The 25,848-nt window shown below is 74.3% G+C and carries 28 protein-coding genes; 12 read left to right on the top strand and 16 right to left on the bottom strand.

Annotation, left to right across the window (positions count from 1 at the left end):
- Positions 1–38: 38 nt before the first annotated feature.
- A complete protein-coding gene (locus tag Phou_RS32445; protein ID WP_173063217.1) occupies positions 39–1,703 on the bottom strand; it encodes a hypothetical protein in 1,665 nt (554 codons plus the stop codon).
- A gap of 8 nt (positions 1,704–1,711) precedes the next feature.
- Complete coding sequence (locus Phou_RS32440) at positions 1,712–2,041, bottom strand: PadR family transcriptional regulator (RefSeq protein WP_371872221.1); 330 nt, start codon at positions 2,039–2,041, stop codon at positions 1,712–1,714.
- A gap of 27 nt (positions 2,042–2,068) precedes the next feature.
- Between Phou_RS32440 and Phou_RS32435 the strand changes: the two genes are divergently transcribed.
- Positions 2,069–2,338, top strand: a complete 270-nt coding sequence (locus Phou_RS32435) for an NEW3 domain-containing protein (RefSeq protein ID WP_246274002.1) — start codon at positions 2,069–2,071, stop codon at positions 2,336–2,338.
- A gap of 82 nt (positions 2,339–2,420) precedes the next feature.
- A complete protein-coding gene (locus Phou_RS32430) occupies positions 2,421–2,666 on the top strand; it encodes a hypothetical protein (protein WP_173063211.1) in 246 nt (81 codons plus the stop codon).
- Positions 2,667–2,765: 99 nt separating this feature from the next.
- On the opposite strand, the gene Phou_RS32425 is transcribed toward Phou_RS32430, so the two are convergent.
- The 6 genes from Phou_RS32425 to ku all read right to left on the bottom strand — a co-directional run bounded on the left by Phou_RS32425 (position 2,766) and on the right by ku (position 7,401).
- Positions 2,766–3,557, bottom strand: coding sequence for an SAM-dependent methyltransferase (locus Phou_RS32425; protein ID WP_218579297.1), 792 nt, complete (start codon positions 3,555–3,557; stop codon positions 2,766–2,768).
- Between the two features lie 23 nt (positions 3,558–3,580).
- Positions 3,581–4,159: a dihydrofolate reductase family protein gene (locus Phou_RS32420; protein ID WP_218579296.1), complete on the bottom strand. Its 579-nt coding sequence runs from the start codon at positions 4,157–4,159 to the stop codon at positions 3,581–3,583.
- A complete protein-coding gene (locus Phou_RS32415; RefSeq protein ID WP_173063205.1) occupies positions 4,156–4,968 on the bottom strand; it encodes an alpha/beta fold hydrolase in 813 nt (270 codons plus the stop codon). Before Phou_RS32415 ends, Phou_RS32420 begins: the two co-directional genes overlap by 4 nt.
- Before the next feature lie 54 nt (positions 4,969–5,022).
- Positions 5,023–5,745 (bottom strand): AraC family transcriptional regulator, encoded by a 723-nt coding sequence (locus Phou_RS32410; RefSeq protein WP_173063202.1) that lies wholly within the window; start codon positions 5,743–5,745, stop codon positions 5,023–5,025.
- A 51-nt stretch (positions 5,746–5,796) separates the two neighbouring features.
- A complete protein-coding gene (locus Phou_RS32405) occupies positions 5,797–6,258 on the bottom strand; it encodes a hypothetical protein (RefSeq protein WP_173063199.1) in 462 nt (153 codons plus the stop codon).
- An 87-nt stretch (positions 6,259–6,345) separates the two neighbouring features.
- On the bottom strand, positions 6,346–7,401 hold the full coding sequence (ku, locus tag Phou_RS32400; protein WP_173063196.1) for a non-homologous end joining protein Ku: 1,056 nt from the start codon (positions 7,399–7,401) through the stop codon (positions 6,346–6,348).
- An 89-nt stretch (positions 7,402–7,490) separates the two neighbouring features.
- Between ku and Phou_RS32395 the strand changes: the two genes are divergently transcribed.
- Complete coding sequence (locus tag Phou_RS32395) at positions 7,491–9,572, top strand: molybdopterin-dependent oxidoreductase (RefSeq protein ID WP_173063193.1); 2,082 nt, start codon at positions 7,491–7,493, stop codon at positions 9,570–9,572.
- A gap of 55 nt (positions 9,573–9,627) precedes the next feature.
- Positions 9,628–10,158, top strand: coding sequence for a hypothetical protein (locus Phou_RS53325; RefSeq protein WP_178134985.1), 531 nt, complete (start codon positions 9,628–9,630; stop codon positions 10,156–10,158).
- Positions 10,159–10,231: 73 nt separating this feature from the next.
- Here Phou_RS53325 and Phou_RS32385 read toward each other — a convergent pair whose 3' ends face one another.
- The gene (locus tag Phou_RS32385; RefSeq protein WP_173064871.1) at positions 10,232–11,116 is read right to left on the bottom strand and encodes a winged helix-turn-helix transcriptional regulator; all 885 of its coding nucleotides are present in this window, start codon (positions 11,114–11,116) and stop codon (positions 10,232–10,234) included.
- A 64-nt stretch (positions 11,117–11,180) separates the two neighbouring features.
- Here Phou_RS32385 and Phou_RS32380 point away from each other — a divergent pair, with 64 nt between their 5' ends.
- The 3 genes from Phou_RS32380 to Phou_RS32370 are packed head-to-tail and all read left to right on the top strand — an operon-like array spanning position 11,181 to position 13,785.
- A complete protein-coding gene (locus Phou_RS32380; protein ID WP_173063189.1) occupies positions 11,181–11,990 on the top strand; it encodes an ABC transporter permease in 810 nt (269 codons plus the stop codon).
- Positions 11,987–12,967 (top strand): ABC transporter ATP-binding protein, encoded by a 981-nt coding sequence (locus Phou_RS32375; protein WP_246274001.1) that lies wholly within the window; start codon positions 11,987–11,989, stop codon positions 12,965–12,967. Before Phou_RS32380 ends, Phou_RS32375 begins: the two co-directional genes overlap by 4 nt.
- Positions 12,964–13,785, top strand: coding sequence for an ABC transporter permease (locus Phou_RS32370; protein ID WP_173063186.1), 822 nt, complete (start codon positions 12,964–12,966; stop codon positions 13,783–13,785). Before Phou_RS32375 ends, Phou_RS32370 begins: the two co-directional genes overlap by 4 nt.
- Positions 13,786–13,814: 29 nt before the next feature.
- Here Phou_RS32370 and Phou_RS32365 read toward each other — a convergent pair whose 3' ends face one another.
- The 3 genes from Phou_RS32365 to Phou_RS32355 all read right to left on the bottom strand — a co-directional run bounded on the left by Phou_RS32365 (position 13,815) and on the right by Phou_RS32355 (position 17,019).
- Positions 13,815–15,170: a histidine kinase gene (locus Phou_RS32365; RefSeq protein ID WP_173063183.1), complete on the bottom strand. Its 1,356-nt coding sequence runs from the start codon at positions 15,168–15,170 to the stop codon at positions 13,815–13,817.
- An 88-nt stretch (positions 15,171–15,258) separates the two neighbouring features.
- Positions 15,259–16,476 (bottom strand): hypothetical protein, encoded by a 1,218-nt coding sequence (locus tag Phou_RS32360; protein WP_173063180.1) that lies wholly within the window; start codon positions 16,474–16,476, stop codon positions 15,259–15,261.
- 12 nt (positions 16,477–16,488) lie between these two features.
- The gene (locus Phou_RS32355) at positions 16,489–17,019 is read right to left on the bottom strand and encodes a SigE family RNA polymerase sigma factor (RefSeq protein WP_173063177.1); all 531 of its coding nucleotides are present in this window, start codon (positions 17,017–17,019) and stop codon (positions 16,489–16,491) included.
- 158 nt (positions 17,020–17,177) lie between these two features.
- Between Phou_RS32355 and Phou_RS32350 the strand changes: the two genes are divergently transcribed.
- Positions 17,178–18,668, top strand: coding sequence for a hypothetical protein (locus Phou_RS32350; protein WP_173063174.1), 1,491 nt, complete (start codon positions 17,178–17,180; stop codon positions 18,666–18,668).
- A gap of 36 nt (positions 18,669–18,704) precedes the next feature.
- Complete coding sequence (locus Phou_RS32345; RefSeq protein ID WP_173063171.1) at positions 18,705–19,703, top strand: magnesium transporter CorA family protein; 999 nt, start codon at positions 18,705–18,707, stop codon at positions 19,701–19,703.
- Between the two features lie 14 nt (positions 19,704–19,717).
- Here the strand turns inward: Phou_RS32345 and Phou_RS32340 are convergent, their stop codons facing one another.
- Positions 19,718–20,521 (bottom strand): FHA domain-containing protein, encoded by an 804-nt coding sequence (locus tag Phou_RS32340; RefSeq protein WP_173063168.1) that lies wholly within the window; start codon positions 20,519–20,521, stop codon positions 19,718–19,720.
- A gap of 247 nt (positions 20,522–20,768) precedes the next feature.
- Between Phou_RS32340 and Phou_RS32335 the strand changes: the two genes are divergently transcribed.
- Both Phou_RS32335 and Phou_RS32330 read left to right on the top strand, forming a co-directional pair.
- A complete protein-coding gene (locus Phou_RS32335) occupies positions 20,769–21,296 on the top strand; it encodes a hypothetical protein (RefSeq protein ID WP_173063165.1) in 528 nt (175 codons plus the stop codon).
- Positions 21,293–22,327, top strand: coding sequence for a LuxR C-terminal-related transcriptional regulator (locus tag Phou_RS32330; protein WP_173063162.1), 1,035 nt, complete (start codon positions 21,293–21,295; stop codon positions 22,325–22,327). Before Phou_RS32335 ends, Phou_RS32330 begins: the two co-directional genes overlap by 4 nt.
- Here Phou_RS32330 and Phou_RS32325 read toward each other — a convergent pair.
- Both Phou_RS32325 and Phou_RS32320 read right to left on the bottom strand, forming a co-directional pair.
- The gene (locus tag Phou_RS32325) at positions 22,295–22,792 is read right to left on the bottom strand and encodes a peptidase inhibitor family I36 protein (protein WP_173063159.1); all 498 of its coding nucleotides are present in this window, start codon (positions 22,790–22,792) and stop codon (positions 22,295–22,297) included. The genes Phou_RS32330 and Phou_RS32325 overlap by 33 nt on opposite strands.
- Positions 22,793–22,827: 35 nt before the next feature.
- On the bottom strand, positions 22,828–23,688 hold the full coding sequence (locus tag Phou_RS32320) for a hypothetical protein (protein ID WP_173063155.1): 861 nt from the start codon (positions 23,686–23,688) through the stop codon (positions 22,828–22,830).
- Positions 23,689–23,809: 121 nt separating this feature from the next.
- Here Phou_RS32320 and Phou_RS32315 point away from each other — a divergent pair, with 121 nt between their 5' ends.
- Positions 23,810–24,463, top strand: coding sequence for a pentapeptide repeat-containing protein (locus Phou_RS32315; protein ID WP_173063152.1), 654 nt, complete (start codon positions 23,810–23,812; stop codon positions 24,461–24,463).
- A gap of 22 nt (positions 24,464–24,485) precedes the next feature.
- Here the strand turns inward: Phou_RS32315 and Phou_RS32310 are convergent, their stop codons facing one another.
- On the bottom strand, positions 24,486–25,793 hold the full coding sequence (locus Phou_RS32310; protein WP_173063149.1) for a M20/M25/M40 family metallo-hydrolase: 1,308 nt from the start codon (positions 25,791–25,793) through the stop codon (positions 24,486–24,488).
- Positions 25,794–25,848: the final 55 nt, after the last annotated feature.

Genomic DNA, 25,848 nt, shown 5'->3' with positions numbered 1-25,848 from the left:
GCGGCGACGACGACCCGTGCGCGCCGGACCCGCGGGTCCTACGTCGGCGCGGAGGACAGCGCCGTCGGGACGTGCTCCTCCGGGCGGGCCAGGGCCCGCAGGAGGACCGCCACCGCGGCGGCGGCCGCGAGGAGGGCGGCGACGACGGGGTACCGGCCGACCTCGAACGCCACGACCACCGCCCACGCCGCCGAGAGGGCGGCCGCCGCGACGGCCAGGGCGGAGGTCGCGCCGGACGTGCGGCCCGCAACCCACCAGCCGGTGGCGAGCGCGACGGTGAACGGCACGAACGCGACCGGGAACCACGGGCCCGGCAGCGCGGTGAAGTAGCCCGGCTGGAGCAGGAGCGTCAGGACCATGGGCAGCAGGTACATGCCGGCGGCGGCCGCCAGCACGCCCCACCGGTCTGCCCGCCTCGCCGGGCCCGCCGAGCAGAGCAGCGTGACGATGCCGAGCGCGCTGAGCGTGAGCGGCATGACGTTGTCGGGCGCCGGGTTGTCCCACTGCTGCGGCCAGAGCACGGCGGGGGTGGCGACGACCGCGACGGCGACCGCGATCCGGCCGGCCAGGCGCGGCAGCACCGCCCAGGCGAGCATCGCGGCGAGCCAGGCGACGTACGCCGGGCGGCCCTGCGTGATCCACTGCTGCATCCGCACGCAGTCGCTCGCGACGCCGCCCGGACCGCCGGAGCAGGAGTAGTACTCCTGCGGCCGGATGACCAGCGCCGCGGCGGCCAGGCCGGCCGCGGTGCCGAGGGCGAGCACCGCGGGTGTCCGCAGGACCTCGGCCGGCGCGCCGGAGCCGGCTGTGCGGCGCGGCACCCAGATCGCGGCGGCGACGCTCAGCACGATCACCGCGCCGCGCACGAGCCGCTCGCCGCCACCGGAGAAGCTGGGCACCAGCAGCCATCCGGTCGCCGCCAGCAGGATCAGCGTGGCCACGCGCCAGTGCCGCCCGCGGCGGCGGGCCACGATCGCCATGCCGGCCAGCAGCAGGGCGAGGGTGGCGGCGGCCACGGCCTCGACCGGCGACTGGTACGCCGAGAGCACCGCCCAGTCCGACGCGAACCACCGCTCTCCCGACCGGTCGGGCACCACCAGCGCCGACCCGCCCAGAACCGCGGCCGAGAGCACGGCGCCGGCTGCCAGCACGCCGCGCTCGCGCCCGGAGATCCGCTCGCCACCGCCCAGGACCGCGACGGCGCCGAGCAGCGCGAGGAGCACGAGCGACCAGCCGGGCGACGGCGAGCTCCACGTCCACGGCATCGCGGCCAGCGCGGCGAGCGTGCCGAGCAGCGCGATCCCGGACAGCACCCACGCGAGGACCGCCGGCAGCGCGACGCGGCCGGCGACGGCGAGCAGCCACGCCAGGTACGCCGGGAGGGCCGGCCGGAACGGCGACGGGTGGCCGGCGGTCGCCTCGCTGTCGCGCAGCAGGCCGAGGAGTGCGATGCCCGCCGCGACGGCGAGGGCGACCGGCGCGGCGGTGCGCAGCGCGAGGCCGGGCTCGCCGGTGCCGAGCGCGCCGAACCGGGTGCGCACGCCGGCCACCAGGATGTCCGCGGCGTCCGCGGCGGTCGGCCGGGACCGGCCCGGTGGTGCGGCGTCCAGCAGGGTGGCGACGATCTCCTCCTCGCGCTCCCGCCGGTATCCGGCCGGGTAGGCGCGCATCAACCGCCGGTACCGCCGCTCAAGCTCGTCCACCTGTCCCCCTATCCGATCGCCCAGCCAGGACTTTTGAACCGCGCCAGCCGCCGCGTCGCCGCGTCCACGTTCCGCCGGAGGCGTTCGGCCTCCTCGGTGAGCGCCTGCGCTCCCTCGTTGGTCAGCCGGTAGTACCGCCGGAGACGGCCGTCGACGACCTCCTCGGACTCGACGCGGACCAAGCCGTCGGCGGTCAGCCGATCCAGTGCGCCGTAGAGCGTGCCGGGACGCAGCCGGAACCGGCCGCCGGACAGCTCCGCCACCTCCTGGATCACCCCGTAGCCGTGCCTGGGCTGGTCCACGAGCGCGGTGAGGATCAGGAACGTCGGCTCGTGCATGCGGGTGAGTATATCGGCGACCGGTATATGACGCCACCCGATCCGTGGAGCACCGTGCGGGCGCCGGAGGGCTGGACGGTGACGGCCACCACGTCGAACCACCGCCGTTCGCTGGGCGCGGACGCGTCCCCCGGTACAATGTGGACGGTTTTGGTGCCGGAAGCGACCGCGGCCGGCAGCTATCCGATCAGGGTGACCACCGCGTACGCCTGGGGCCCCGCCGGCGGGCCGGCAGCAGCGCGAGCGAGCTGGTCGCCGCGGTCGTCGCCGCCCCGCCCGACGGCCGCCGCCACCTGAGCGGCCTGGCGATGGCCGGCGCCGCCAACGCCCGCGGGCCGGTGGAGCTGGACCGGTCGCCAACCCGGCCGACGGCGGCGGCGTGGCGCGGTCGGCGGCGTTCCACACCGGCGGCGCGTACGGGCTGGAGGTCACCACGCCCGTCACCGGCAACTGGTGCGGCCGCGTGTTCGACGAGCCGCTGGACCTCGGCGGCACCACGATGCTGACGTTCGACGTGCGCGCCGCGGAGACCGGGCCGGTCGGCGGGATCGCGGAGCAGGTCGGCGACGACCTCACGTGGTGCCGGGGCGGCCGCTGGGCGTGGACCAACCCGCGGCCGGCATGACCGTCGACCCGGCGCGGATCCGCGCGGTCTGGTCTTCCTGAACGGCGTGCGCGTCTACGTCGACAACATCCGCGCCGCTTAGCGTGGTGAGGGTCAGCTCTACGGCTTGCGCGCGACCCCGCACGCCACGCCCAGCTCCGGCGGCAGCGGGCCGGGGTCGGGGCGCCAGTGCGGCGTGGAGACGACACCGGGCTCCAGCAGGTCCAGGCCGTCGAAGAAGCGGGCGATCATCTCGGGGCTGCGCAGGCAGTACGGGTCGCCCGCGTCGCCGCGGACCTGGGCGCTCTCCACGCCCGCCTCGACGGTGTCGGTGCCGTCGTTGACCACCAGGTAGCTGCCGGGCGGGAGGGCGCCGACGAGGCGGCGCACGATGGCCTGGGCCTCGCCGGTGTCGAGGACGTTGCCGAGGATGCCGAGCATCATCAGGGCGACCGGCCGCGTGAAGTCCAGCGTGTGCGCGGCCTCGGCCAGGATCGTGTCCGGGTCGCGCACGTCCGCGTCGACGTAGTCGGTGGCGCCCAGGTCGGTGCTGGTCAGCAGGGCGCGGGCGTGCACGAGCACCAGCGGGTCGTTGTCGACGTAGACGATGCGCGCGTCCGGCGCGACCTCCTGTGCCACCTCGTGCGTGTTGCCGGCGGTCGGCAGGCCGGTGCCGATGTCGAGAAACTGGCGGACACCGGCCTCGGCGGCCAGGAACCGCACCGACCGGACCAGAAACGCCCGCGACGCCAGGGCGATGTCGACGATCTCCGGGTACAGCTCGCGTACCTGCTCGCCGACGGCCCGGTCGGCGGCGTAGTTGTCCTTGCCGCCGAGCCAGTAGTTCCACACCCGCGCGGAGTGCGGGACAGTGCTGTCTATCTTCGGGGCGCGCTCGTCCACAAGGGACAACCTAGCCTACCGCCGGCGAGCCCTTACGGCTGGCGGGCGCGGTGGAGCACCGTGATGAGCACGCCGTCGCCGACCGTCGTCGCCTCGGCCAGCCGCCACGCCAGCTTGTCCGGCGTCCGCCCGAACAGGCGCCGGCCGGTGCCGAGGACCACGGGAAACGTCATGAGGTGCAGCTCGTCGACGAGGTCGCGTTCGAGCAGCCCCCGCACCAGCTCGATGCTGCCGGCCACCGAGATGTCGCCGTCGACCTCGGCCTTGATCCGGCTCACGTCCTCGGTCAGGTCGCCGGAGAGCACCGTCGTGTGGTGCCACGACGGGTCTTCGAGCGTCGACGAGACGACGTACTTGGGCATGCCGTTGTACTTGTCGGCGAGCTCGCCCTCGTACCCCGGCCACGCCGACGCGAACCCCTCGTAGGTGCGGCGGCCCAGCAGCAGCGCCGCCGAGCCGAGCGCCTCGTCGACCTTGAAGCGCTCGCCCTCCTCGCCGCGGTCGAACTCGAAGGACCAGTTCGGGTACGTGAAGTCCTCGCCGCCGGGCGCCTCCACCACGCCGTCGAGCGAGATGAACTCGGTGACCACCACGCGTCCCACGGCGGTCACCGGTCGAAGGCGCGCAGCTGCGCCGCGAGCACGGAGGCGGGGGCGCTGTGCTGCTGGCCCTCGACCTCGCGGACGGTGGCGTTCGGCAGCACCTCGCCCAGCGCGCGGGCGGCCGACGGCATGCCGGGGAAGGTGTCGTTTCCGTGCATCACGAGCGCCGGTACGGTCGCGTCGGCCCACCGCCGCGCGGGCAGCGGTCTGCCCGACATCGTGGTGCCCATGATCCGGCCGTCGTACGAGATGGTCGGCGCGACGGCCTCCATGACCGGCCAGAAGTCGCTCTGCCGGAACTCTTCGGCCTGCTCCGGCGTCGCCCCGGCCGCGTCGGTCAGGAAGATCACCGCCGCGTCTCCCGGGCGCCCCTCGGCGATGGCGGTCTCGAGGCGCTCCACGTAGTCGGCCGGCAGCGGCGGGCGGCTGTCGTCGACCACGAACGGCGGCTCGAACAGCACCAGCCGCTTGACCGGCAGGCCGGCCGCGGCGGCGTCGAGGGCGAGGACCCCGCCGGACGACCAGCCGAAGAGCGTGGCCGGCGCGCCCGCCACCTCGATGAGCGCGGCAAGGTCCTCGATCTCCCGCTCGATCGCGTACGGCGCGGTGTCCGTGCTGTCGCCGCGACCCCGGCGGTCGTACGCGAAGGTGCGGAACTCGCCGCTCAGCAGCTCGGCGAGCTCCGCGTTGAGCGGGTTGATGGCGGGGTACGCGGTCGCGCCGTCGATGATGATCAACGGCTCGCCCTCTCCCCGCGCGTCGAATGCGATCACGGTGCCGTCCGCGGAGACGGCTGCCGCGCGGGCGTTCTCGGTCATGCGCGTGGTCCTCCCTGGTACCGGTGCGGCACGGTGCCGCCCCGTGTGACCAGGCTATGGACCGGCGATGCCCTCGATCTTGTATAGAAGCGACAAGGGCCGCTCGGCCGGCTGCGGGCGGCGCAGCTCGGTGGCGGTGCGCCCGATGAAGCGCTGCAGCGAGCGGGACAGGTGCGGCTGGTCGTAGTATCCGAGCCGGTCGACCACCGCGAGCGGCGTCAGCCCTTCGCCGAGCAGGACTGCGGCCTGCCTGGCCCGCTCGATCTGCCGGATGCCGCCCTGCGTCAGCCCGGTCGCGGCGGCCACCCGCCGCTGCACCGACCGCGTGCCGACGTCCGGCAGGCCGCCGGCCACCACGTCGTCGACGAGCGGGTCGCGCACCAGCGCGCCGTCGCGGACCAGCCGCTCGACGAACTGCTCCGCGCTGTCGAAGTCGGGCACCAGCCACTCGCCGCCGCACAGCACGAAGCGGGCGTCGGTGGCGTGCGGACTTTCCCGGTACGAGTCGACGAGGCGGGCCGGCGGCAGGTGCGGCATCGAGGAGCCGTGCGCGAACGTGACCCCCCACGACTCCGCCCCGTCGTCCACGTCGACGCTGGACACCGTGGTCTCCGGACCGCGCACGGCCGCGTGGAGCCGCCCCTCGTGCCGCCAGAACACGATCTCCCAGTTTGACGTGGCGATCGAGGTCATCCGCGCGGGCCCGGACGCGCGGCTGCGCCACACCCGATGGATGTACGGCGAGTCCGACGGCCGGTCCTCGTTTTCCAGCGGCATCCCGCCCACTCTATCCGCCGCGCCGCTCACCCTCCGGCCCGCGCCGCTCGCTCAGCGGCCGCGCGGCGCGAGCACGCCGGCCAGCGCGCTCACGGCGGCGATGACCAGCATCGCCAGGTCGTACGCGACCCGGGTGACGCTCACGCCCGGGTCCGCCGGCGGGATCGCACCCGAACGCGCCCCGGGGGCCGCCGCCGGGCGGGCGGGTCGCACGGGCCGGACCGGCCGGACCGGCCGGTCGCGGGTGAGGATCCGCGCAAGATGATCGAGGCGATGCAGGTGGCACCCGACGAAAAGGCCGATCCCGATGTTGCGGCAGCGCGTCCCCTTCTGGGTGACCGCCCGACAGCGCAGCGGGGCGAACAGCGCCAGGTAGGGAACGAGCATCGCCAGCAACACGAACAGTCCCAAGCTCGGCTCATCGGACGCGAAAAGCAACGCCGACAACAGGGCGAAGAATGGCACCGGCGCCCAACGGGCGGCGTTCCTGCGCGGCTGCTTGCGATGCGCCATGCCGGAACACTAGGAGTGAGCGCGCGACAACTGAAGCGCTGCGTCGCACACGCGACGTGAACGTTGTCGATGCGGGCAGCCCGCCCGTCAGGCGGCCTTCTTCGCCTTCCCGGCCGTCCCGGTCTTCTTCGCCGTCGTCGTCTTCTTCGCCGTCGTCGTCTTCTTCGCCGTCGTCGTCTTCTTCGCCGTCGTCGTCTTCTTCGCCGTCGTCGTCTTCTTCGCCGCCGTCTTCTTCGCAGCTGACGAAGCCTTCTTCGCCGTCGTCTTCTTGGCCGCCGCCTTGCTCGTGGTCTTCTTGGCGGCGGTCTTCTTCGCCGCGGTCTTCTTCGCCGCGCCGCGGGAGCTCTTCGCGGCACCGCGGGAGCTCTTCGCGGCCTCCACGCTCTGGCGGAGGACCTCCATGAGGTCGGTGACGTTCGTAGCCTCGGGCGCCTGCTCGGCGAGCGTGACCTCGGCGCCCTCCTTCTTGGCGTCGATCAGCTCCTTGACCCGGTCCGTGTACGTGTCGCGGTACTCGTCCGGCTTCCACGGCGTGGTCATCGAGTCGATCAGCTGGCCCGCCATCGCCAGCTCCTGCGGGCGCAGCTTGACCTTGCCCGGCAGGTTGGTGAGCTCGTCCTGGGGGTCGCGCACCTCGTCCGCGAAGTACATCGTCTCCAGCACCAGCAGCCCGTCCTGCGGCCGGATCGCCGCCAGGTACTCCTTGTTGCGCATCACCAGCGTGCCGATCGCGGCCCGGTTGGCGTCGGCCATCGCGTCGCGCAGGAGGGCGTAGGTCTTGGCGGTCTCGTCGCTGCCCGGCGCCAGGTAGTAGGACTTCTGGTAGAAGACGGGGTCGATCTCGTCCAGCCCGACGAACGCGTGCACCTCCAGCGACCGCGAGCGGCCGGGCGCGACCGCGTCGAGCTCGTCCGGGTCGAGCATCACGTACTCGCCGCCGCCCACGTCGGCGCCCTTCACGATGTCGTCGAACTCGACCTCCTTGCCGGTGCGCTCGTTCACGCGCCGGTACCGGATCCGGTCGCTGGTGCCCTTTTCGAACTGGTGGAACGACACCTCGTGCTCGTGCGTGGCCGAGTACAGCCGCACCGGCACCGACACCAGACCGAAGCTGATCACGCCACTCCAGATCGACCGCGCCACGGCGCACCACCTCCCAAGCACCCCGATACCCGCGAAGGAAGCGGCCGAACCCCTTCCCTTTTACTCACCAGTAACGTAAGAATCGGGCGATGAGCGCCACCCGGACGGTGCACGGGGCGTGCAACCTGTGCGAAGCGATCTGTGGCCTGCGGTTCACCGTCGAAGGCGGCCGCATCACCGCGGTCAAAGGTGACCCGGACGACCCGCTGTCCCGCGGCCACATCTGCCCCAAGGCGCTCGCGCTGGGCGACATCCAGGAGGACCCGGCCCGCCTGCGCGGGCCGGTGCGCCGCACGGCCGAGGGCTGGCAGGACATCAGCTGGGACGAGGCCTACGACCTCGTCGTGGCCAAGCTCCTCGCGACCAGCCGGCGGTACGGGCGTGACGCCGTCGCCGTCTACCTCGGCAACCCGAGCGTGCACAACTACGGCATCCTGACCCACGGCCGCCACTTCCTGGGGCAGCTGCGCACCCGCAACCGCTACTCCGCCACCTCCGTCGACCAGCTGCCGCACCAGCTCGTGGCGCACTGGCTGTACGGGCACCAGCTGCTCATCCCGATCCCCGACATCGACAACACGAGCTACTTCCTGGTGCTCGGCGCCAACCCGCTCGCCTCCAACGGCAGCCTCATGACCGTGCCGGACGTCCGCCGCCGGCTGGCCGACCTGCGGGCGCGCGGCGGGAAGCTTGTGGTGTTCGACCCGCGCCGCACGGAGACGGCGGCGATCGCCGACGAGCACCACTTCGTGCGCCCGGGCACGGACGCGGCGCTGCTGTTCGCGCTGCTCCACTGTGTACTCGCGGATGGTCCTGCCACACCCACCGCGGGCGTCGACGGGCTCGACGCGGTCCGTGACGCGGTCGCCGGCTTCACACCGGAGCGCGCCGCGGCCGTCACCGGCGTCGAGGCGGGCGTGATCCGGCGCGTGGCGAGCGAGTTCGCCGGGGCCGGTGCCGCAGCCTGCTACGGGCGGATCGGCGTGTCGATCCAGCGGTTCGGCGCGCTGTCGCAGTGGGCGATCCAGCTGCTCAACCTCGCCACCGGCAACCTCGACCGGCCCGGCGGCACGCTCTTCACGCGGCCGGCGGTCGACCTCGTCGGCGGTGGGCTGGTCGGGCCGGGACACTACGACCGGTGGCGGAGCCGCGTGCGGGGGCTGCCGGAGTTTGCCGGTGAGCTGCCGGTGGCGGCGCTCGCCGAGGAGATGCTCACGCCCGGCGACGGCCAGGTGCGCGCGCTCGTCACGGTCGCCGGCAACCCGGTGCTCTCCACACCGAACGGTGCGCAGCTCGACCGCGCCCTCGCCGGCCTGGACTTCATGGTCGCCGTCGACCTGTACGTGAACGAGACCACCCGCCACGCCGACGTGATCCTGCCGCCCACGACCGCGCTCGAACACGACCACTATGACCTGGTTTTCCACGCGTTCGCGGTGCGCAACACGAGCCGGTACTCCGGCGCCGTCCTGCCAAAGCCCGACGGCGCGCGCCACGACTGGGAGATCTTCACCGAGCTGGCCCGGCGCTACCGGCGGGCGTCGGGCGGCCGCCGGCGGTGGCGCGCGGACCTGCGCCGCGGCCTGCTGATGCGGCTGCGCCCGGACCAGCTGATCGCGCTCGGCCTGCGAACGGGCCCGTACCGCCTGCGGTTGCGCACCCTCCGCAAGAGACCGTCCGGTGTGGACCTCGGGCCGCTGCGCCCCAGCCTGCCCGCCTCCCTGCGCACGCCCGACCGGCGCGTGCACGCGGCACCGCCGCAGCTGCTGGCCGCGCTGGGCGAGTCCACCGGCGAGCTGCTGACCGCGCCGCCGGCCGGCGAGCTGCGCCTGATCGGCCGCCGGCACCTGCGCAGCAACAACTCCTGGATGCACGGCTTTCCCCGCCTGACGAAAGGCCGCCCGCGCCACCACCTGCTGATGCACCCGGACGACCTGGCCGCCCGCGACCTGCGCGACGGCGAGCGCGTCCGCGTTTCCTCGCGCGTCGGCCACGTGGACGTCGAGGTCGAGGCGAGCGCCGACATCATGCCCGGCGTGGTCAGCCTGCCGCACGGCTGGAGCCACACCCGGATCAACGACCTGACCGACGACGCTTTCCTGGACGCGCTGTCCGGCAACGCCGCCCTCAACGGCGTCCCGGTCACGGTAGCCCACTCCCCCGCCGACTAAGCCCTCCCCGCCGGCCAAGCTCCGCCCGCGCGAGCGCTGTGCCCGCGCCACCGCTGTGCCTCGCGCCACCGCTGCGCTCGCCCGAGCGCCATGCCCGCGCGAGCGCCGCGACTACCGCGACATCACCGGCGACCCGCTGTACGACCCGAACCGCCACACCCGCGTGCAGAAGCTCTACTGGCACCGCGACGGCACGCCGCTGTTCGGCGTACCGGTGGGCAGGGGCGGCCCGATCGTGCGACTGTCCCCTGTGGACTCGCGCGGTGCTTTCATGCGGCACGAGGAGGGCGGCGCGCTCGTGGTGCGCCGCGACGTACGCGAGCTGGCGACGAGCCAGTTCCGCTTCGTCGAGGGCGCCGGCGGCACCGAGACCATCCAGTCGGTGGACTTCCCGGACCGGTACGTCGCCGTGGTGGCCGGCGCGGTGCGCCTCGACCCGGCCGCCACCGCCTTCCGCCGGGTGCGCGGCGCCACGGGCGTGGCACTCCAGCTCGCCGCGGATCCCGATAGCTACCTGACGCACGACCAGGGCCGGCTGGCGGTGGGCCCGCCGGGCGGCGGCCGGACGCGCTTCCTGCTCAGCTGAGACGCTCGCGGCCAGATCACCTGACCGTCAGCGACCATCCGTCGGGCGCAAGCGGCAGCCGCCGCGGTCTGCCCTACAGCGCGTGCGCGGCGGCCGTGGCGATGGTGAGCGCCTCCTCCACCGCCGCCGGGATGTCGGTGACCGGAAAGATGGCGTGCCGCACGGTGCGGTCCCTCGTCACCACGAGCACCGCGCGCTTGAGGCGCGGCTGCTGGCCGATGCGGGCGGTCGGCAGGCGCAGGGCGGCGGCCAGGCGCAGGTCCACATCGGACATCAGCGGGAAGGGTACGCCCTCCGCCTCGGCGAACGCGGCCTGCTCCTCGGGGCGCTGCGTGCTCACGCCGTGCACGGCGGCGCCGGCGGCGGCGAACCGCGGCCAGCGGTCGCGGAAGAGCCGGTTTTCCAGCGTGCAACCGATCGTGCCGGGGATGTCGTCCCAGCCGGCCGGCAGCGGGTTGGGCCGGCCGGTCGCCGGATAGGTGAACAGCACCGTGACCGGCGCGTCGGGCGACACCGGGTCGCGCGGGGCGCCGCCGGAGTCGACGAGCGTGAGGTCCGCGGGCACCGTGCCGCCGGGCAGCGCGCGGGTGCGGACCGCCTCCGGGCTGTCGACGGCCGCGGTGGCGCTGAGCGAGCCGTCGCCCAGCAGCCAGCGGTCGGCCCAGTCCTGCATGCTCACCAGCACCGGGAGGAAGGACTGCCCGCGCGGGGTGAGGCGGTACTCGTACCGCGGGGGGCGCTCCTGGTAGGGCACCTTCGCGACGATGCCGTGCGCGACGAGGTGGGTGAGGCGCTCGGTGAGCACCTTGCGCGAGACGCCCAGCTCGGCGACGAGCGCGTCGAAGCGCACGTGGCCGCGGGCCACCTCGCGGAGCACGAGCAGGTTCCACCAGTCGCCCATCACCGCGGCGGCCTGGGCGACACCGCAGGTCTCGTCCGCCACCCGACCTATGTACATCGACACCTCACCGGGGTAAGTTCCCATTCGAAACTCACTTGCTCCTCGTGAGGAAGGATACGACGTGCCGACGGCATTGCCCACGATGCGCCGCAACTGGCTGGTGACCATGCGGGCGTATCCCTGGACCTACTTCATCGGCACGGTCGCCACCGGCGTGCTGACGGTGGGCCTCGCCTATCTCGCCTTTCACGCGATCGGGGGTGGCCAGGTCAGCCCGACCTTCCTGGCCGACGGCGGGACCGGCGACTACCTGGGGTACGTGACGGTCGGCGCGGCGGCGCTCATGTTCAGCACGCGGATGGTGCTCTGGGTCGCGAAGGCGCAGATCACCGAGCAGCGCGAGGGCACCCTCGAAAGCCAGCTGCTGGCGCCGGCGCGGCGCCTGCCGTACCTCGTCGGTGTGGGCCTGCAGGCCCTGACCACGACGGTGGCCGAGGTCGCGGTGATGCTCGCCTTCGCGGTCGCCATCGGGGTCCGCCTGCCGGCGCCCGACCCGCTCGCGCTGCTCTGCGCGGCGGCCGCGTCGGCGGTCGCGGTCTTCGGCATCTCGATCCCGCTCAGCGCCGTGATGATCTCCGTCGGCGAGGCGCACATCACGCAGAACACGCTGTTCGTCGGCATGGCGCTGCTCTGCGGGTTCACGTTTCCGCCGGCGCTGCTGCCCGACCCGCTGCGGTGGCTGGGCGAGGCGCTGCCGCTGACCTCCGGGCTCCGCGCCCTGCGGGACGCCGCCCTCCACCACGCGCCGGTCACGGCGGTCCTGCCCGACCTGCTGCTCTGCGCCGGCCTCGGGCTGGCCTACCTCGCGGTCGGGCTGCGCCTGCTCGGCCCGGCCGAACGGGTCGCCGTGCGGCGGGGCGGTGCCGCGTGAACGCCGGCATCGTCACCGACCGGCTGACCAAGACGTTTCCGCCGCCGAGCCGCCTGTTCCGCAGGCGAGGGCCGGCCGGGCCGCCCGCCGTCGACGGGCTGTCGCTGTCGATCCCGCCCGGCGCGGTGACCGGGCTGCTGGGGCTCAACGGCGCAGGCAAGACCACGACCATCAAGATGCTCGCGACGCTGCTGCGCCCCACCTCGGGGTCGGCCACGGTGGACGGGCTCGACGTGGTACGGGACGCCCGCGAGGTGCGCCGTCGGATCAACCTCATCGCCGGCGGCGAGCGCATGGTGTACGCGCGGATGACCGGCCGGGAGAACCTCTGGTACTTCGGGCAGCTCTACGACGTGCCGCGCGCGGTGCTCAAGCGCCGGATCGACGAGCTGCTCGACCTCGTGGGGCTGCGCGACGCGGCCGGCACGCTCGTCGAACGCTACTCGCGCGGCATGCGGCAGCGGCTCAGCATCGCGCGCGGGCTGATCAACGCGCCGGCGTACCTGCTGCTCGACGAGCCCACCCTCGGCCTGGACGCGCCGATCGCCCGCGACCTGCGCGGCGTCGTGGCCGACCTGGCCGAGGGCGGGGTGGGCGTGCTGCTGACCTCGCACTACCTCGCCGAGGTCGAGCAGCTGTGCCGCCACGTCCACGTGATCGACCGCGGCGCGCTCGTCGCGGCCGGCAGCCCGGCGGAGCTGACCGCGGGCACCCGCCTGCCGTACAGCGTCGAGCTCACCCTCACCGAGCCCGCACCCGACGCGACCAAGGCGGTGGACGAGCTGGCCGCCCGCGCCGGCGCCGAGGTGCGGCACGACACGGACCTCGACGGCCGGCCGCGGGTCACCCTCCGCCATCCGGACGACCTCGCGGGCGAGCTCACCACCACCGTGGTACGCGCGGGCGGCGCGATCGCCCGCGTCGAGGTGGCGCCGCCGACGCTCGAGGACGCGATCCTCGCGATGGCCGCGCGGTGACGGCCGCGTGGCGGGTCGCCGTGGCGGAGGCCCTCAAGCAACACCGCCGCATCTTCGGTACCAAGCTCGTCGTCTTCTCGATGCTGGTGTGGCCGGTGCTCACGCTCGCCACGACGTACTACACGATCCTGCCGGTGACCTCCGCTCCCGGCGCCGCCGCGCGCTGGCCCCTGGTGAGCGACCCGCAGCGGCTGGCGGCGTTCCTGGCCGCGGGCGCGCTGGCGTACACGTTCTTCTTCTCGCTCGTCCAGTCGGCGTGGCACTTCTCGTTCGAGCGGGTGAGCGGGACGCTGGAGGCGCTGTTCCTCACACCGGCCAGCCGGCTGGCCCTGGTGGTCGCCAACGGCTCCGGCGCGCTCGTCCAGAACGCCTGGCTCTTCGGCGCCTTCGCCGTCGCGGCCGCCGCCGCGAGCGGCACGCTGCACGTGGCCCATCCCGGCATGTACCTCGTGGCGCTCGCCGCGCTGCTGGTGCCGGCCGTCGCGTGGGGCGCGTTCCTGAACAGCCTGCTGATGTTCTCCCGCGACTCCGCTTTCCTCTACACGCTGCTGGACGATCCACTGTGGTTCGTGGCCGGCGTGCGGCTGCCCCTGTTCGCGCTGCCACTGTGGGTCAAGGCGATCGGGCTCGCCTTCCCGCTCACCACGAGCCTCGCGGTACTGCGCGGCGCGCTCCTGGACGCCCACGGCGTCCGCGACCTCGGCGGCGAGCTGGCACTGCTGGCGGGGCTGTCGGTGGCGCTGTTCGCACTGACGGCGGTGACGCTGCGGGTGGGCGAGCGGCACGCCCAGAGGACCGGGTCGCTCCAGCTCTTCTAGCCCCTGCGGTAGCTCAAATCCACTGTGGATCAGGGCTCGACGGCGGCGGCCACCGGGGAGAGGGCCGGCAGCCGGACCGACACGTCGGTGCCCTGCCCCGGCGGGCTGGCCACGAGCATGCGGCCGCCGAGTGCCTCGACCCGGTCGTCCAGGCCGACCAGGCCGGAGCCGCGGCCCGGGTCGGCGCCGCCCGCGCCGTCGTCGATGACGCGCAGGTCGAGGTGGCCGTCGCGCAGCTTGATGCGGACGGCGACCGTTGTGGCCTTGGCGTGCTTGGCGACGTTGGCCAGCAGCTCCGCGACCACGTAGTAGGCCGCCGCCTCGATCGCCGGGTCCGGGCGGGTGGCCATGTCGACGTCGAGCGCTACCGGAATCGGCGAGCGGCGGGCCAGCGTGCGGACGGCCGGGCCCAGGCCGGCCTCCGACAGGATCGCCGGGTGCAGGCCGCGGGCGATGGTCCGCAGCTCGTCGAGTGTCTCGTTGAGGCCGTCCACGATCCGCGACAGGTCGTCCTGGATCGCGCTGACCGGCGCGTCCGGGTCGGACTCGGCGGCGCGCACGGACAGTGCCAGCGTGACGAGGCGCTGCTGTACGCCGTCGTGCAGGTCCCGCTCCAGCCGCCGCCGCGCCACGTCGGCCGAGGTGACGAGGCGGGCGCGGGAGGCGGTGAGGGCCGTGCGCGCGTCCGCGTTGGAGATGGCGGTGGCGACGAGGTCGGTGAAGTGCGCGATGCGGTCCTCGGCGCCACGGTCGGGCGCGGCCGGCAGGCGTACGCGGGCCGCTCCCCACGTGCGGCCGTCCACCGTGATCGGCGCCTCGACCGCGGGACCGGCGCCGTCCCAGGCCGAGCCGCGGACGGCGACGACGGTGGCCGCGCCGCCCGGCTCGTGGCGCACCACCGCGGCCGCCTCGGCGCCCAGCACCTGCCTGACCTCCTCCGCCACCGCCGCGAAGACCTCGGCCGGCGGCACGCCCCGCGCGACGAGGGTGGCCACCCGGCGCAGCGCGGCCTGCTCACCGGCGAGCAGGCCGTGCGCCCGCTGCGCCGCCACCGCCCGCCGCGCGGCGCGGGTGGCGAACCCGCCGACGATCACCGATACGGCCAGGAACAGGGCGAGCACGAACACTGTCGCGGCGTCGAGGACGCGCAGGGGCGGCAGGTAGTACCAGTCGAACGCCTGCACGCTCACGACGCCGACCGGCAGCGCGTAGAGGATGCCGGCGAAGCGCGCCACCGCCAGCACGGCGAGCAGGAGCAGCAGCGCCACGGCGGCGCCGGGCAGCCGGTCGCGGGCGGCCGTGCAGGCCAGCGCGGCCAGCACGAAAGCCACGGCCCCGGCGACCGTCGCCAGGACCACCTCGACCCAGAACGGGGGCCTCACCATGCAGCGAAGGCTGCCACCCGCATGGGCATCCCCATCACGCGGGGGGGCGGGCGGGGAGGGCCGGGCTCGGCCCTCCCCGCGTCGTCGCCTACCGGCAGCGCCAGACCACGGCCTGGATCGTGCCGCTCGCGTCGTCGGACTGGCCGCCGATCGTACGGCCGTCGTCGCTGAGCGTCGTGGCGAGGTTGGTCAGGCCGCCCGGCTCGTGTTTGTGCAGCTCCGGCAGCGGCACCGTCTTGCCGTCGGCGACCAGCACCGCGCGGTTCTGCTCGTCGCCGCCGACCTGCCAGCCGTGCGCGTTTGTCGCGCTCGCCGACTTGAGGCCGTCGACAAGGCGGACCTCGCCGGTGTGGACGTTCCACCGCACCGCCGAGATCTTGAGGTTCCTGGCGCCGTCGCCCTTGCGGCCCGCGCCGTTGGTGGCCACGCCCGTCGCCCAGCCCTGGCGGATGCTGGCCACGCGGGCGGTCACGGCCGGCTTGCCGTCGAGCGTGGGGATCGCGAGCTGGCGGTGCGTGCCGTCGGGGAACCACACGTACGGCCGGTCGTCGCCGATCACCGCGCCGACCACGGTGCCGTCCTCGTCGATGTCGCTGGCCCGCGCGCCCTTCGTGCCCGGGGGCATCGGCAGCCGGGTCGGCTGCTCGGTCGCGGACGGCCAGCGCACCGCGTAGCCCTCGTCGTCGGCGCCCACGATCACGCCGTCGTCGTTGATGGCGTACGCGGAGCCGCTGCGCACGCCGGGCAGCTGCGACACCGTGCCGTCGCGGTACACGTACGGGACGGGGTGGGCGTTGCCCTCGCCGCCGATGTAGCTCCAGCCGACCGCGGTGCCCGTCGTGTTGACGTCCGTCAGCGACTCCTCGAGGTCGCCGGGGAGCATCACCAGCGTGCCGGCGCCGTTGTGCCAGATGACCGCCTGGTACCCGCCGGGCTTCGGGTACGTGCGACCCACGATGTACCGGCCGGTGGGGTCGGCGCCGGTGACGAGGGCCATCGGGGCGCCGTCCGGTGCGGGGAGGCGTTCGAGCGTGCAGCTGGTAGGCGGGGTCGCCGCCACCAGTGCGGTGGTGTTGGGCGGCGCGCCGGTCGCCGCGGTGTCGGGCCCGGTGTCGCGCATCGGGCCCGCCAGGACGATCGACGCGCCGGCCACGGCGAGCGCGGTGACCGCCGCGGCACCCGCGTAGCCGAAGGCGCGGCGGGCGCGCCGGCGTCGACCGGCGACAATCGCGCGCCGCACGTCCACAGTGGACGGAGTGCGCGGCTCGTCGTCCAGCGAACGCAGCAGTTCGATCTCGGTTGGCATATCTGTCGGCTCCTAGTCTTTCGCGGTGGCGTAGCGCGCGAACTCCCGCTCCCCGAGCAGGCGTCGCAGGGTTGCCAGGCCTCGGGCGGTCTGGCTCTTGACCGTCCCGGTCGAGCAGCCGAGCGTCCCGGCCACCTCCTCGACCGACAGGTCGTAGAAGAACCGCAGGACGAGGACGGCCTGCTGCCGGCGGGGCACCTGGCGGAGCGCCGCGCGGACGACCTGCCGGTCCTCGACTCCGTCGCCGGCGAACACTCCGTCGCCGCCCGACGCCGGCTCGGGTGTGTCGCGGAACAGCCGGACCCGGGCCCATCCCAGCCGCCGCTCGTCCACGTAGGTACGGACCAGCATCGTCCGCACGTACCTGTCGAGGTTGTCGGCGGCCTGCGCATGCCGCCACTTCACGTACAGCCTGGTGATGGTCTGCTGGACCACGTCATCGGCGCGGTGCTCGTCCCCGGCCAGGAGAAACGCCAGCCGCCGCAGCGCCGGGATCCGCGCCGTGACGTAGTCGACGTACTCCTGTTCCGAACCGTCCCGCATCGTCCCGCCTTCCGTTGGGCTCATGTCATCCCTGAGACGGGCGCGGCCGATCACCCGGTTGTCAGCCCGTACCGGAAAAAATCGTCCGCCGCGGCCGGCCGACCATCCGGTGGGTGCGGCGGCGCCCGGCGGGTGACCGGTGCTCCTATGGTGGTCGTGTGCCCGAGACACCGATCGACGGCCTGCGCAGCCGGGACCCCCGGCTGCGGCTGCACGCGACGTACGAGGCGGCCGGGCGCGGCGACCAGCCCGGCCTGGTGGAGGCGCTGCTGGAGGTGGCGCTGACCGACGAGACCGAGGTACGCACCGGCTTCGGGCTCAACGACGACACCGAACACGTCGGCGACTCGGCGGCCGACTCGCTGCGGCGGGTCCTGGCGGGCCGGGAAGGCGTCGACCCGCGGGTCCGCGCCGCCGTGACCTCCCTGGACGCGGACGACGACCGGGTGGCGGCCCTGCTGCGCCACCTCGGGCCGGGCCACGAGCCGCTGCGGCGGGAGCTGGCCGAAAGCGCGGAGGGCCGGCTGCGGCTGCGCGCGTTCAAGGCCGACCCCGACCCGCCGGTCGAGTCGACGCTGCTGCTCCTGGACGACCCGTCGCCGCTGGTGCGCCGCGCCGCCGTCCAGGCACTGACCTTCACCCGGACCGGCAGCGCGCCGTTCCTGGCCGCCCTCCGCGTCGAGACCGACCTGCTGGCCCGCAACGCGCTGCTCGGCGCCCTCACCCGCCGCATCGGGGAGCCGGGCGTCCTGTCCGCGGTCGTCGGGCTCCTCGCCGGCGAGCCGCTCCTGCGGCAGTGGACCGCCCGCGAGCTGCGCCGGACGGCCGATCCGGGCGTCGGCGCCGCGGTGGCCTCCCGCATCCTGGTCGAGGACGACGAGGAGGTCCTGTCGCTGCTGCTGCGCTACCAGCACCTGATGGCGTACGCGCCACAGCTGCGCGACCTGCTGGACCGGCTGCGCCGGCACACCGACCGCGGCGGGCGCGCCCTGCTGCTGGCCAGGGTGCTGGCCGAGCCGGACGGCCCGGCCGCCCCGCCCGATCCGGCCGCCGGCCTGAGCCCGCCGCAGCGGGAGCGGCTGCGCCGCGAGGTGGCCGGTTGGGCGGCCGTGTCCACTTCGGACCTGCCGGGCGACCTCCACGAGGCGATGGACGAAGGGGTGCGCGCCGCCGCCTCCGCCCAGGTCGGGACCGCGGCCGGCTGGGCGGCCGAGCTGACCCGCCTCGCGCACGCGTTCACCGCCGCGCAGCTGCGGGCCGGGCTGGAGCCGCTGCCGCCAGGCCCGCTGCGCCACCTGCTCCTCGACGGCGAGGACCCGGCCCGGTCGCCGCTGGTGGTCCACCTGTCGGACGGCGGTTCGGCCGCGCTGTGGCCGGGCACCCCGGTCGCGGTACCGGCGGGCGCGCGGCCCGAGCGCGCCGGGTGGCGGGTGCCCTGCGCCGCCTGCGGGGTGCAGCACCGCGTCGCGGCGGCCCTGACCTGGCGGTACCGCGACGACGAGCGCCACGCGGCGTCGGAGGACGGCTACGCCGCCACGCTGGCCGGCGCCTGCGCGGCCTGCCGCACGCCAGGGCGGGTGGAGGTGCGCGTCTCGCTGGCCACGAGCCGGGTGGACGGCGCGGCGGAGGTGACCTGGGACCACCCCTGACGGCACCGCCCGCCGGCGGGCAGTCATCGTTATGGGGTGAACGCTCCGTCGTGCCCCACCCAGACCCGCCTCTACGAGAACGGCACGGTCGTCGCCGAGGGCTTTCCCGCCGGGGAGGCGGCCGAGAAGCTGGCGGCGCATCCCGACGCCGTGCTCTGGCTCGACCTCGACGACCCCGACATGGCCGACCTGGAGGCGGTGGCCGAGCCGTTCCGCCTGCACCCGCTCGCTATCGAGGACGCGGTGCAGGACCACGAGGCGCCCAAGCTGCAGCGGTACCCGGGGCACGTGTTCCTCAACGTGTACGCCCTGGAGATCACCGCCACCGGTGACCGGCTCCGGCTCGACAAGCAGGAGATCAGCGCCTTCGTCACCGAACGCGCGCTGATCACGGTGCGCAAGTCGCCCAGCGACACCAAGCCGTTCGTCCAGCGGTGGGACGCCGACGCGGAGCTCACCGGGGCGGGCGGCGTCTCCTTCCTGCTGTACGGGCTGCTCTCGGTCGTCGTCGACGGCCAGTTCGCCGCCGCGCAGCGCCTCGACAGCGCCATGGACGCCATCGAGGACGCCCTGATCGAGGAGGGTGCGGCGCCCCGGCCGGTGCGGATGCGCGGGGTGGCCCTCCGCAAGCTCGTCGCCACCGTCCGCCGGCCGGTCGCGCCGATGCCCGACCTGGTCAGCCAGGCGATGCGCACGGACGGCCGCCGGATCGACGAGCGGGTCGCGCCGTACTACCGCGACGTCGAGGACCACGCCCGCCACACCGTCGACGAGGTCGAGCACCTGCGCGACCGGATCGAGGGGGTGCTGCAGGCCGACCTCGCCGAGCAGGGCAACGTCCTCAACGACACCACCCGCAAGCTGGCCGCGTGGGCCGCGGTCATCGCGGTGCCGACCGCGCTGACCGGCTACTTCGGCCAGAACCTGCCCTATCCGGGGTACGGCCAGACGTGGGGCTTCGTCCTGAGCACGGCCATCATCGCCGCGTCCGCCCTCGGCCTCTACCTGTACCTGCGCAGACGCGGCTGGCTGTAGCCCGGTCGGGGGCGTCAGCCGGTGACGAAGGTCAACAGGTAGCGGCCGATGCGGATCTCGTCGCCGGGGGCCAGCGCGGCGGTCTTGACCCGCTCGCCGTTGACGTACGTCCCGTTGAGGCTGTCGAGGTCGGCCACCGTGTAGCCGGAACCCTGGCGGTGGAAGTCGGCGTGCTTGCGGGAGACCGTGGCGCCGTCGAGGACGATCTCGCTGTTGAAGTCGCGGCCGCAGGTGACGACGTCGCGGTCGAGGGTGAACACGGCGCCCGCGCCCGGGCCCTGCCTGATCTGCAGGATCGCGGCGCCGGCCGGCGCCTGCGCCACCGGGGTGTCCTCGCCGGCGGCGTCGCGCGGCTGGATGATCTCCAGCTGGGTGGTCGCGTCGAGGTCGAGCACGCGGTAGGCCGAGGTGGGCGCCGGGTCGGCCACGTTCCACCGGGCGGCGGTGGTCGGCGCCTCGCCGGCCGGCTTGCCCTCGGCGGAGAGCACCGCGTCGGTGCAGCGGATCGGCACGCCGGTCTCCTGCGCGAACGCGATCGCCTCCAGCAGGCTCGCGGGCACCCGCACGCCGTCGCCGACGACCAGGGCGATCTGGTCGGGCGCGGCGGAGGCCTCGCCGACCTCGACGTGCCGGGCCGGCGCGCCGACCGCATCGAGCAGGTCACGCACCAGGGCGGCGCTCACGCCGGCGCGGGCGGCCGCGCCCTTGGAGCTGGCGGTGAGGGGCAGGTAGCGGTCCGTCGCCGGGTCCTTCAGCAGCACACTCGCCGGCTCGTGCCAGGAACCCGCCCGCACGTCCACCACGATCAGCTCCGGCATGTGTCTCCTCCAGCCCCAGGTCCGTCCCCGCCCACCACGAGAGTAGGGCCGGCCCGGCGCGCACGCCCACCCGGCCCTTCGATACGCCGCCGACCGCGCCCGGACCGACCTTTGTGGAGGGTCGACGCAAACCCGCGCGGACCTGCGTCATCACGCAGCCTTGGACACGAATGTGCAACGGGTCGTGACTGCCCGCTCGACCGTTGGTTGCATGTTGACGCAGTGGCAGGGGACGGGAGGCTTCTCGATGACGGGTTCCGGGCGCTCAAGGCTGGCGGCACTCGCCGCCGCCGGCCTCCTGCTCCTCGCCGGCGCGCGGCCGGCCGCGGCCGGGTCGCCCCCCTTCGACCCGGATTGGCGGCCGGTCACGTGCGCCACCGGCGAGCTGACCGGGTACGGCCTGCAGGCCGCGCAGCCGAGCGGGGCGGTGCTCGCGCTGTCGGGGTGGATCCAGCCGTGCGACCCGGACCAGGCGGACGGCGGCGGGTTCCTCGTCATCAGGTACTACCCGCTCAGCGCCGAGCACGGGCGGGCCGTGCCGTACGGGATCGCCTCCGAGCCGACCGGGTTCGACCTGCGGGTAGCGCTTCCCCGGCTGCCGGAGGCGGTCTGCCTCGCCTACGACCGCTACGGCCGGGTGGCCTGCCTCGGCATCGACCCGCAGGGCCCGGACGGGACGCCGGCCGCCGTGCCGATCTCGACGGACGACCCGCGGGTGGCCGGCGATCCGCCGGTCGTGGTGGTCACCGACCCGCACTGCGGCACCTGCGTATGACCACGCAGGTCGGCCCCGTGCCGTCGCTGATCGGCTGGGGCGCCTCGCCCGACGCCGACCTCGTGTACCGGCGGCTCGTCACGTTCGGCCGGGCCACCGCGGGCGAGCTGCTGCGCGACCTGGGGATGACCCGCCCGCGGGTCACCGAGGCCCTCGACAAGCTGGCCGCGCTCGGCCTCGCCGCCGGGCGCCGCGCACCCGGCCGCGCCGGCCTGGTGTGGGTGCCCCGGGCGGCGGTGGGCACGCACCGGGCCGTGCCCACCCGCGCACCCGAGCCCGCCCCGCGGCCGGCGGTGCCCGAGGTCGTCGCGCACGCCGTACGGCTGGGAGAAGGGCTGCGCCACCTGCGGACGCGGGAGGCGACCCGGGCCCGGCTGGCCGAGCTCGTCGCGATCGCCCGCCACGAGCACCTGGCCATGAACCCGGAGGCGCGCTTCGACGCGGCGGCCGCGCAGCCGGCCGTCTCGATGGACCGCGCGCTGCTCGCGCGCGGCGTCGACATGCGGGTGCTCGGCGTACAGCCCACGACACCGGACCCGATGTCGCATTTCGGCCGGACGGCGGGCGAGCGGCGGCCGGCGTACCGGGAGATGCCGGCCGTACCGATGAAGCTCTTCGTGGTGGACCGCAAGGTGGCGCTGTTTCCGGTGACGCCGTCCGACGTCAACCGCGGCTACCTGGAGGTCACCCAGCCGCCCGTCGTGTCCGCACTGGTGGCGCTGTTCGAGCGGCACTGGGCGACCGGCCGAGCCGTACAGGAGAACCCGATGTCACGGATCGACCTCGACCCGCGCGAGCACCTGCTGGTCGGCCTCCTCGCCCAGGGGCACACCGACGTCTCCGCCGCGCGCGAGCTGCGGGTCAGCACCCGGACGGTGTCGACGATCGTGCGCTCGCTGATGGACCGGCTGGGCGTGGACAACCGCTTCCAGCTCGGCGTCGCCCTCGGCGCCCGCCACCTCGTCGAGCCGCCGCCGGAGCCCGACGGTGGCCGGCCCTCACGCGAAGGCCGGCCACCGGAGGAACCGTAGACGCCTAGCAGCTGCCGTACCAGCTGTGGGACGAGCCGCGGTTCTCGGCCCCCACGTGCACCAGGACCTGCTGCCCCGCCCCACGCACAGCGTCATCGGCGCGCCGTACCCGGTGTTGTCGAAGACCCGCACGATGTCGCAGCCGGCACACGGGTTGCCGCGGTTCCACCAGGACATGTCGTTGTTGTTGATGCTCGCGCCGTTCTGGATGTAGTTGTTGCTCCAGTTGGAGTCGCTGCCGGCCCAGGCGTGCAGGTAGCCGCCGGTGAAGCTGCGCAGGTAGTACGCGCAGAAGTCACCCGGGTCGCAGGAGTGGATGCCCATCGGTTGCACGTCGACCTCCGTGGCCACCGTCGCCGTGGCCTGGTCGTCCTTGGGCGCGGCCTGTGCCGCACCCGGCAGCGCCCCGATCACCAGCGCGGCCCCCATCGCCAGCGCCGCCAGCAGCCTTGTCGCTTTTCGCACAGAGTCCTCCCCATCCGGTACGCCCCGGCGTCGATTCACGTGCCGATCAGCTCCGCCGCCCGAGGCAGCGCGGCGGCCTGAAACTCGCGGTGTGCGCGGATGTCCGCGGCGTACTTCGCCCGCACCGGCGCGCCGAGCTCGGCCTCGAGCCGGTGGCCGGTCCGCGCCAGCCCGGTCGCCACGACGCATTCCGCCTCGGCGACCGCCACCCGCCGCTCCCCCTCACCCGACCCGGCGGTGAACCGCTCGCGCAGGTCGACCGGGTCGCGGAAGTCGTGGCCGCGCTCGGCCATGCAACCCGACCACTGCCGCGCCGCGGCCGTGAAGCGCGGGTCGGCGTGGACCTTCGGGCGGATCGCCGAGGCGAGGTTGCCGGTGATGGCCCGCACCGGAAACCAGCGCCGCAGATCCCCGTACAGCTCCTGCTGCGCAGACGCGAGGCACCCGTCCGGCGGCATCGTGACCTGCTGGCCGGTGGGGATCGTCACCGCCAGCGCCGTGCCCCCCGTGCCGTACAGGGCTTGCGTGTACGCGCGTCGCCGGTCCGGCGGCAGCCCGTCCGTGTACCGGTTGTTCGGGTTGCCCTCCCCCGCCTGCCGGCTGGCCAGGTCGCGCAGCGCCCACCCCAGGCCGTGCCGCGCCGCCCACGCCGGATCGTCGATGCCGTACGGAAAGTCGCGGTCCTCGCTGAGCGCCGGGTCAGCCGGGACGAGGTGGTACTCGAAGCCCTGCCCGCGCATGCATCGCGCCACCAGGATCTCCTCGGCCTCGGCCAGCTCGCGCGCCTGCGCCGGCGTGAGCGGCGCCGGCTCCTTCTCCACCGCGGGTGGGGCGGCGGAGCCGCAGCCGGCGAGCGCGGCGGCGGCGAGCAACCCGGTCAGCGCGCGCCTCAGCATGCGCTCGAACGTAGGGCGGGTGCCTTTCAGTTGGCTTTCAGAAGGGCTTCACGCCCGTCGGCGGCCCACGTGGATAATCGCCGTGACGACCGCCCGCAACGCCGGAAGGTGGCACGATCTCATGCCAGCGCCTCAGGAGCTCGCCGCGTTGCCCTATGCCGCGTACCTGGAGCCGCTCGACGGCGCGCCGGAGCGCGAGGTCGACTACACCGAGGTCCACCTCGCCGACACGGACCTCACCGATGTCGACGCGGGCAACGCGCGCTTCACCGAATGCGCGGTGACGGGGGTGTCCTTCGACGGCGGGAGCTTCGCGCGGGCGCGGTTCAACGACGTGTGGGTGAGCCGTACCCGCTGGATCGGGTGCAGCTGGGCCGAGGCGCAGCTGCTGGAGGTGTCGTTTCTCGACGGTGTGCTGGCCGGCGTCCAGGCGTACGGCGCCCGGATGCGGCGGGTGGTCGTCGAGCGCTGCAAGGTCGACAGCCTCAACCTCCGCGGCGCCGACCTGCGCGACGTCGAGTTTCGCGACTGCGAGCTGCTCGAGGCGGACTTCGGCGGCGCGACGCTGGCGAACGTGTCGTTTCCCGGCTCGACGCTGCGGCGGGCCCGGTTCGGCAAGGCCGCTCTGACCAAAGTGGACTTTCGCGGCGCCCGCGAGCTGGACGTCGCCGAGGGCGGCGACGCCCTGCGCGGCGCCATCATCGACAGCGGGCAGCTGGCGGAGCTGGCACCGATGCTGGCGCAGACCCTCGGCATCGTGGTCAAGGACCGCTGAGCGGCGCCCACCTACGCCGCGCTCAGGCGGTGCGCAGGAGGCGGTCCAGCACCCGCACGCCGAACGTCAGCGCGTCGACCGGCACCCGCTCGTCGACGCCGTGGAACAGCGCCGTGTAGTCCAGGTCCGGCGGGAGCCGCAGCGGCGCGAACCCGAAGTGGCGGATGCCCAGGCGGGCGAAGGACTTGGCGTCGGTGGCGCCGGAGAGCATGTACGGCAGGACCGCCGCGCCCGGGTCCTCGGCCGCGATGGCCGCGGTCATCGCGTCGACGAGAGCGCCGTCGAACGGGGTGGCCACCGGCGGCAGCGTGTCCCACTCCAGCTCGACGCCGGGGCCGAGCACGCGGGCCAGCTCCGCCTCGAAGGCGGCCTCCCGGCCCGGCAGCATCCGGCCGTCGACGGTGGCCCGCGCGACCGAGGGGACCACGTTGGCCTTGTACCCGGCCTCGAACATGGTCACGTTGGCGGTGTCCCGCAGCGTCGCGCCGATCATCCGGGACAGGTGGCCGAGGCGGGCCACCGCGGCCTCCGGGTCGTCCGGGTCGAAGGGCACGCCGGTGATCTCGGCGACGCCGGCGAGGAAGTCGCGCACCGGCGCGGTGAGCACCACCGGAAACCGGTGCGCCTGCAGGCGGGCGACCGCGGCGGCGAGGGTGGCGATGGCGTTGTCCCCGTTCACCATCGAGCCGTGCCCGGCGGTGCCGGTCGCCTTCAGGCGCAGCCACATCACGCCCTTCTCGGCGGTCTCCACGAGGTAGGCGCGGACGTCGTCGGCGAGGGTGACGGAGAAGCCGCCGACCTCGCCGATCGCCTCGGTGGCGCCCTCGAACAGGTCGGGCCGGTTGTCGACCAGCCAGCGGGCGCCGGCGAAGCCGCCGGCCTCCTCGTCGGCCACGAACGCGAAGATCAGGTCGCGGGGTGGCACGAAGCCCTCCGACCTGAACCGGCGGGCGGTCGCCAGCGCCATCGCGACCATGCCCTTCATGTCGACGGCGCCGCGGCCCCACACGAAGCCGTCGCGCACCTCGCCGGAGAAGGGGTGCACCGACCACTCGGCGGGATCGGCCGGCACCACGTCGAGGTGGCCGTGCACGAGCAGCGCGCCGCGGCCCGGGTCGGCGCCCTCGATCCGGACCACCACGTTTCCCTTGCCGGGCGCGCCGGACTCCACATAGGTCGGCTGGTACCCGACCTCGGCGAGCTTGGCCGCCACGTACTCGGCGGCCAACCGCTCCCGCCCGGGCGCGGCGGTGTCGGCGCCGTTCGTCGTGTCGAGAGCGATCAGCTCGCTGGTCAGCGCGACGACCTCGCCGGCCGGGTCCACAGGCACCGCCGAACCGTACCCCGAAACCTAGGGTTCTCATCGGCGCGGTGGATCTTGTCGG

The organism is Phytohabitans houttuyneae (assembly GCF_011764425.1).
Lineage (GTDB): Bacteria > Actinomycetota > Actinomycetes > Mycobacteriales > Micromonosporaceae > Phytohabitans > Phytohabitans houttuyneae.
Note: the sequence above shows the minus strand (reverse complement) of the source record. Positions and strands in the feature narration are given on the sequence as shown.

Bases quoted from the DNA above. Each gene is read 5' to 3' on its own strand.
- Phou_RS32330 (WP_173063162.1), top strand. From the start codon at position 21,293: ATGACCACGCAGGTCGGCCCCGTGCCGTCGCTGATCGGCTGGGGCGCC.
- Phou_RS32440 (WP_371872221.1), bottom strand. From the start codon at position 2,041: ATGCACGAGCCGACGTTCCTGATCCTCACCGCGCTCGTGGACCAGCCC.
- Phou_RS32315 (WP_173063152.1), top strand. From the start codon at position 23,810: ATGCCAGCGCCTCAGGAGCTCGCCGCGTTGCCCTATGCCGCGTACCTG.
- Phou_RS32340 (WP_173063168.1), bottom strand. From the start codon at position 20,521: ATGCCGGAGCTGATCGTGGTGGACGTGCGGGCGGGTTCCTGGCACGAG.
- Phou_RS32365 (WP_173063183.1), bottom strand. From the start codon at position 15,170: ATGGTGAGGCCCCCGTTCTGGGTCGAGGTGGTCCTGGCGACGGTCGCC.
- Phou_RS32320 (WP_173063155.1), bottom strand. From the start codon at position 23,688: ATGCTGAGGCGCGCGCTGACCGGGTTGCTCGCCGCCGCCGCGCTCGCC.
- Phou_RS32405 (WP_173063199.1), bottom strand. From the start codon at position 6,258: ATGGCGCATCGCAAGCAGCCGCGCAGGAACGCCGCCCGTTGGGCGCCG.
- Phou_RS32360 (WP_173063180.1), bottom strand. From the start codon at position 16,476: ATGCCAACCGAGATCGAACTGCTGCGTTCGCTGGACGACGAGCCGCGC.
- Phou_RS32355 (WP_173063177.1), bottom strand. From the start codon at position 17,019: ATGCGGGACGGTTCGGAACAGGAGTACGTCGACTACGTCACGGCGCGG.
- Phou_RS32385 (WP_173064871.1), bottom strand. From the start codon at position 11,116: ATGTACATAGGTCGGGTGGCGGACGAGACCTGCGGTGTCGCCCAGGCC.
- Phou_RS32395 (WP_173063193.1), top strand. From the start codon at position 7,491: ATGAGCGCCACCCGGACGGTGCACGGGGCGTGCAACCTGTGCGAAGCG.
- Phou_RS32415 (WP_173063205.1), bottom strand. From the start codon at position 4,968: ATGACCGAGAACGCCCGCGCGGCAGCCGTCTCCGCGGACGGCACCGTG.
- Phou_RS32435 (WP_246274002.1), top strand. From the start codon at position 2,069: ATGACGCCACCCGATCCGTGGAGCACCGTGCGGGCGCCGGAGGGCTGG.
- Phou_RS32335 (WP_173063165.1), top strand. From the start codon at position 20,769: ATGACGGGTTCCGGGCGCTCAAGGCTGGCGGCACTCGCCGCCGCCGGC.
- Phou_RS32410 (WP_173063202.1), bottom strand. From the start codon at position 5,745: ATGCCGCTGGAAAACGAGGACCGGCCGTCGGACTCGCCGTACATCCAT.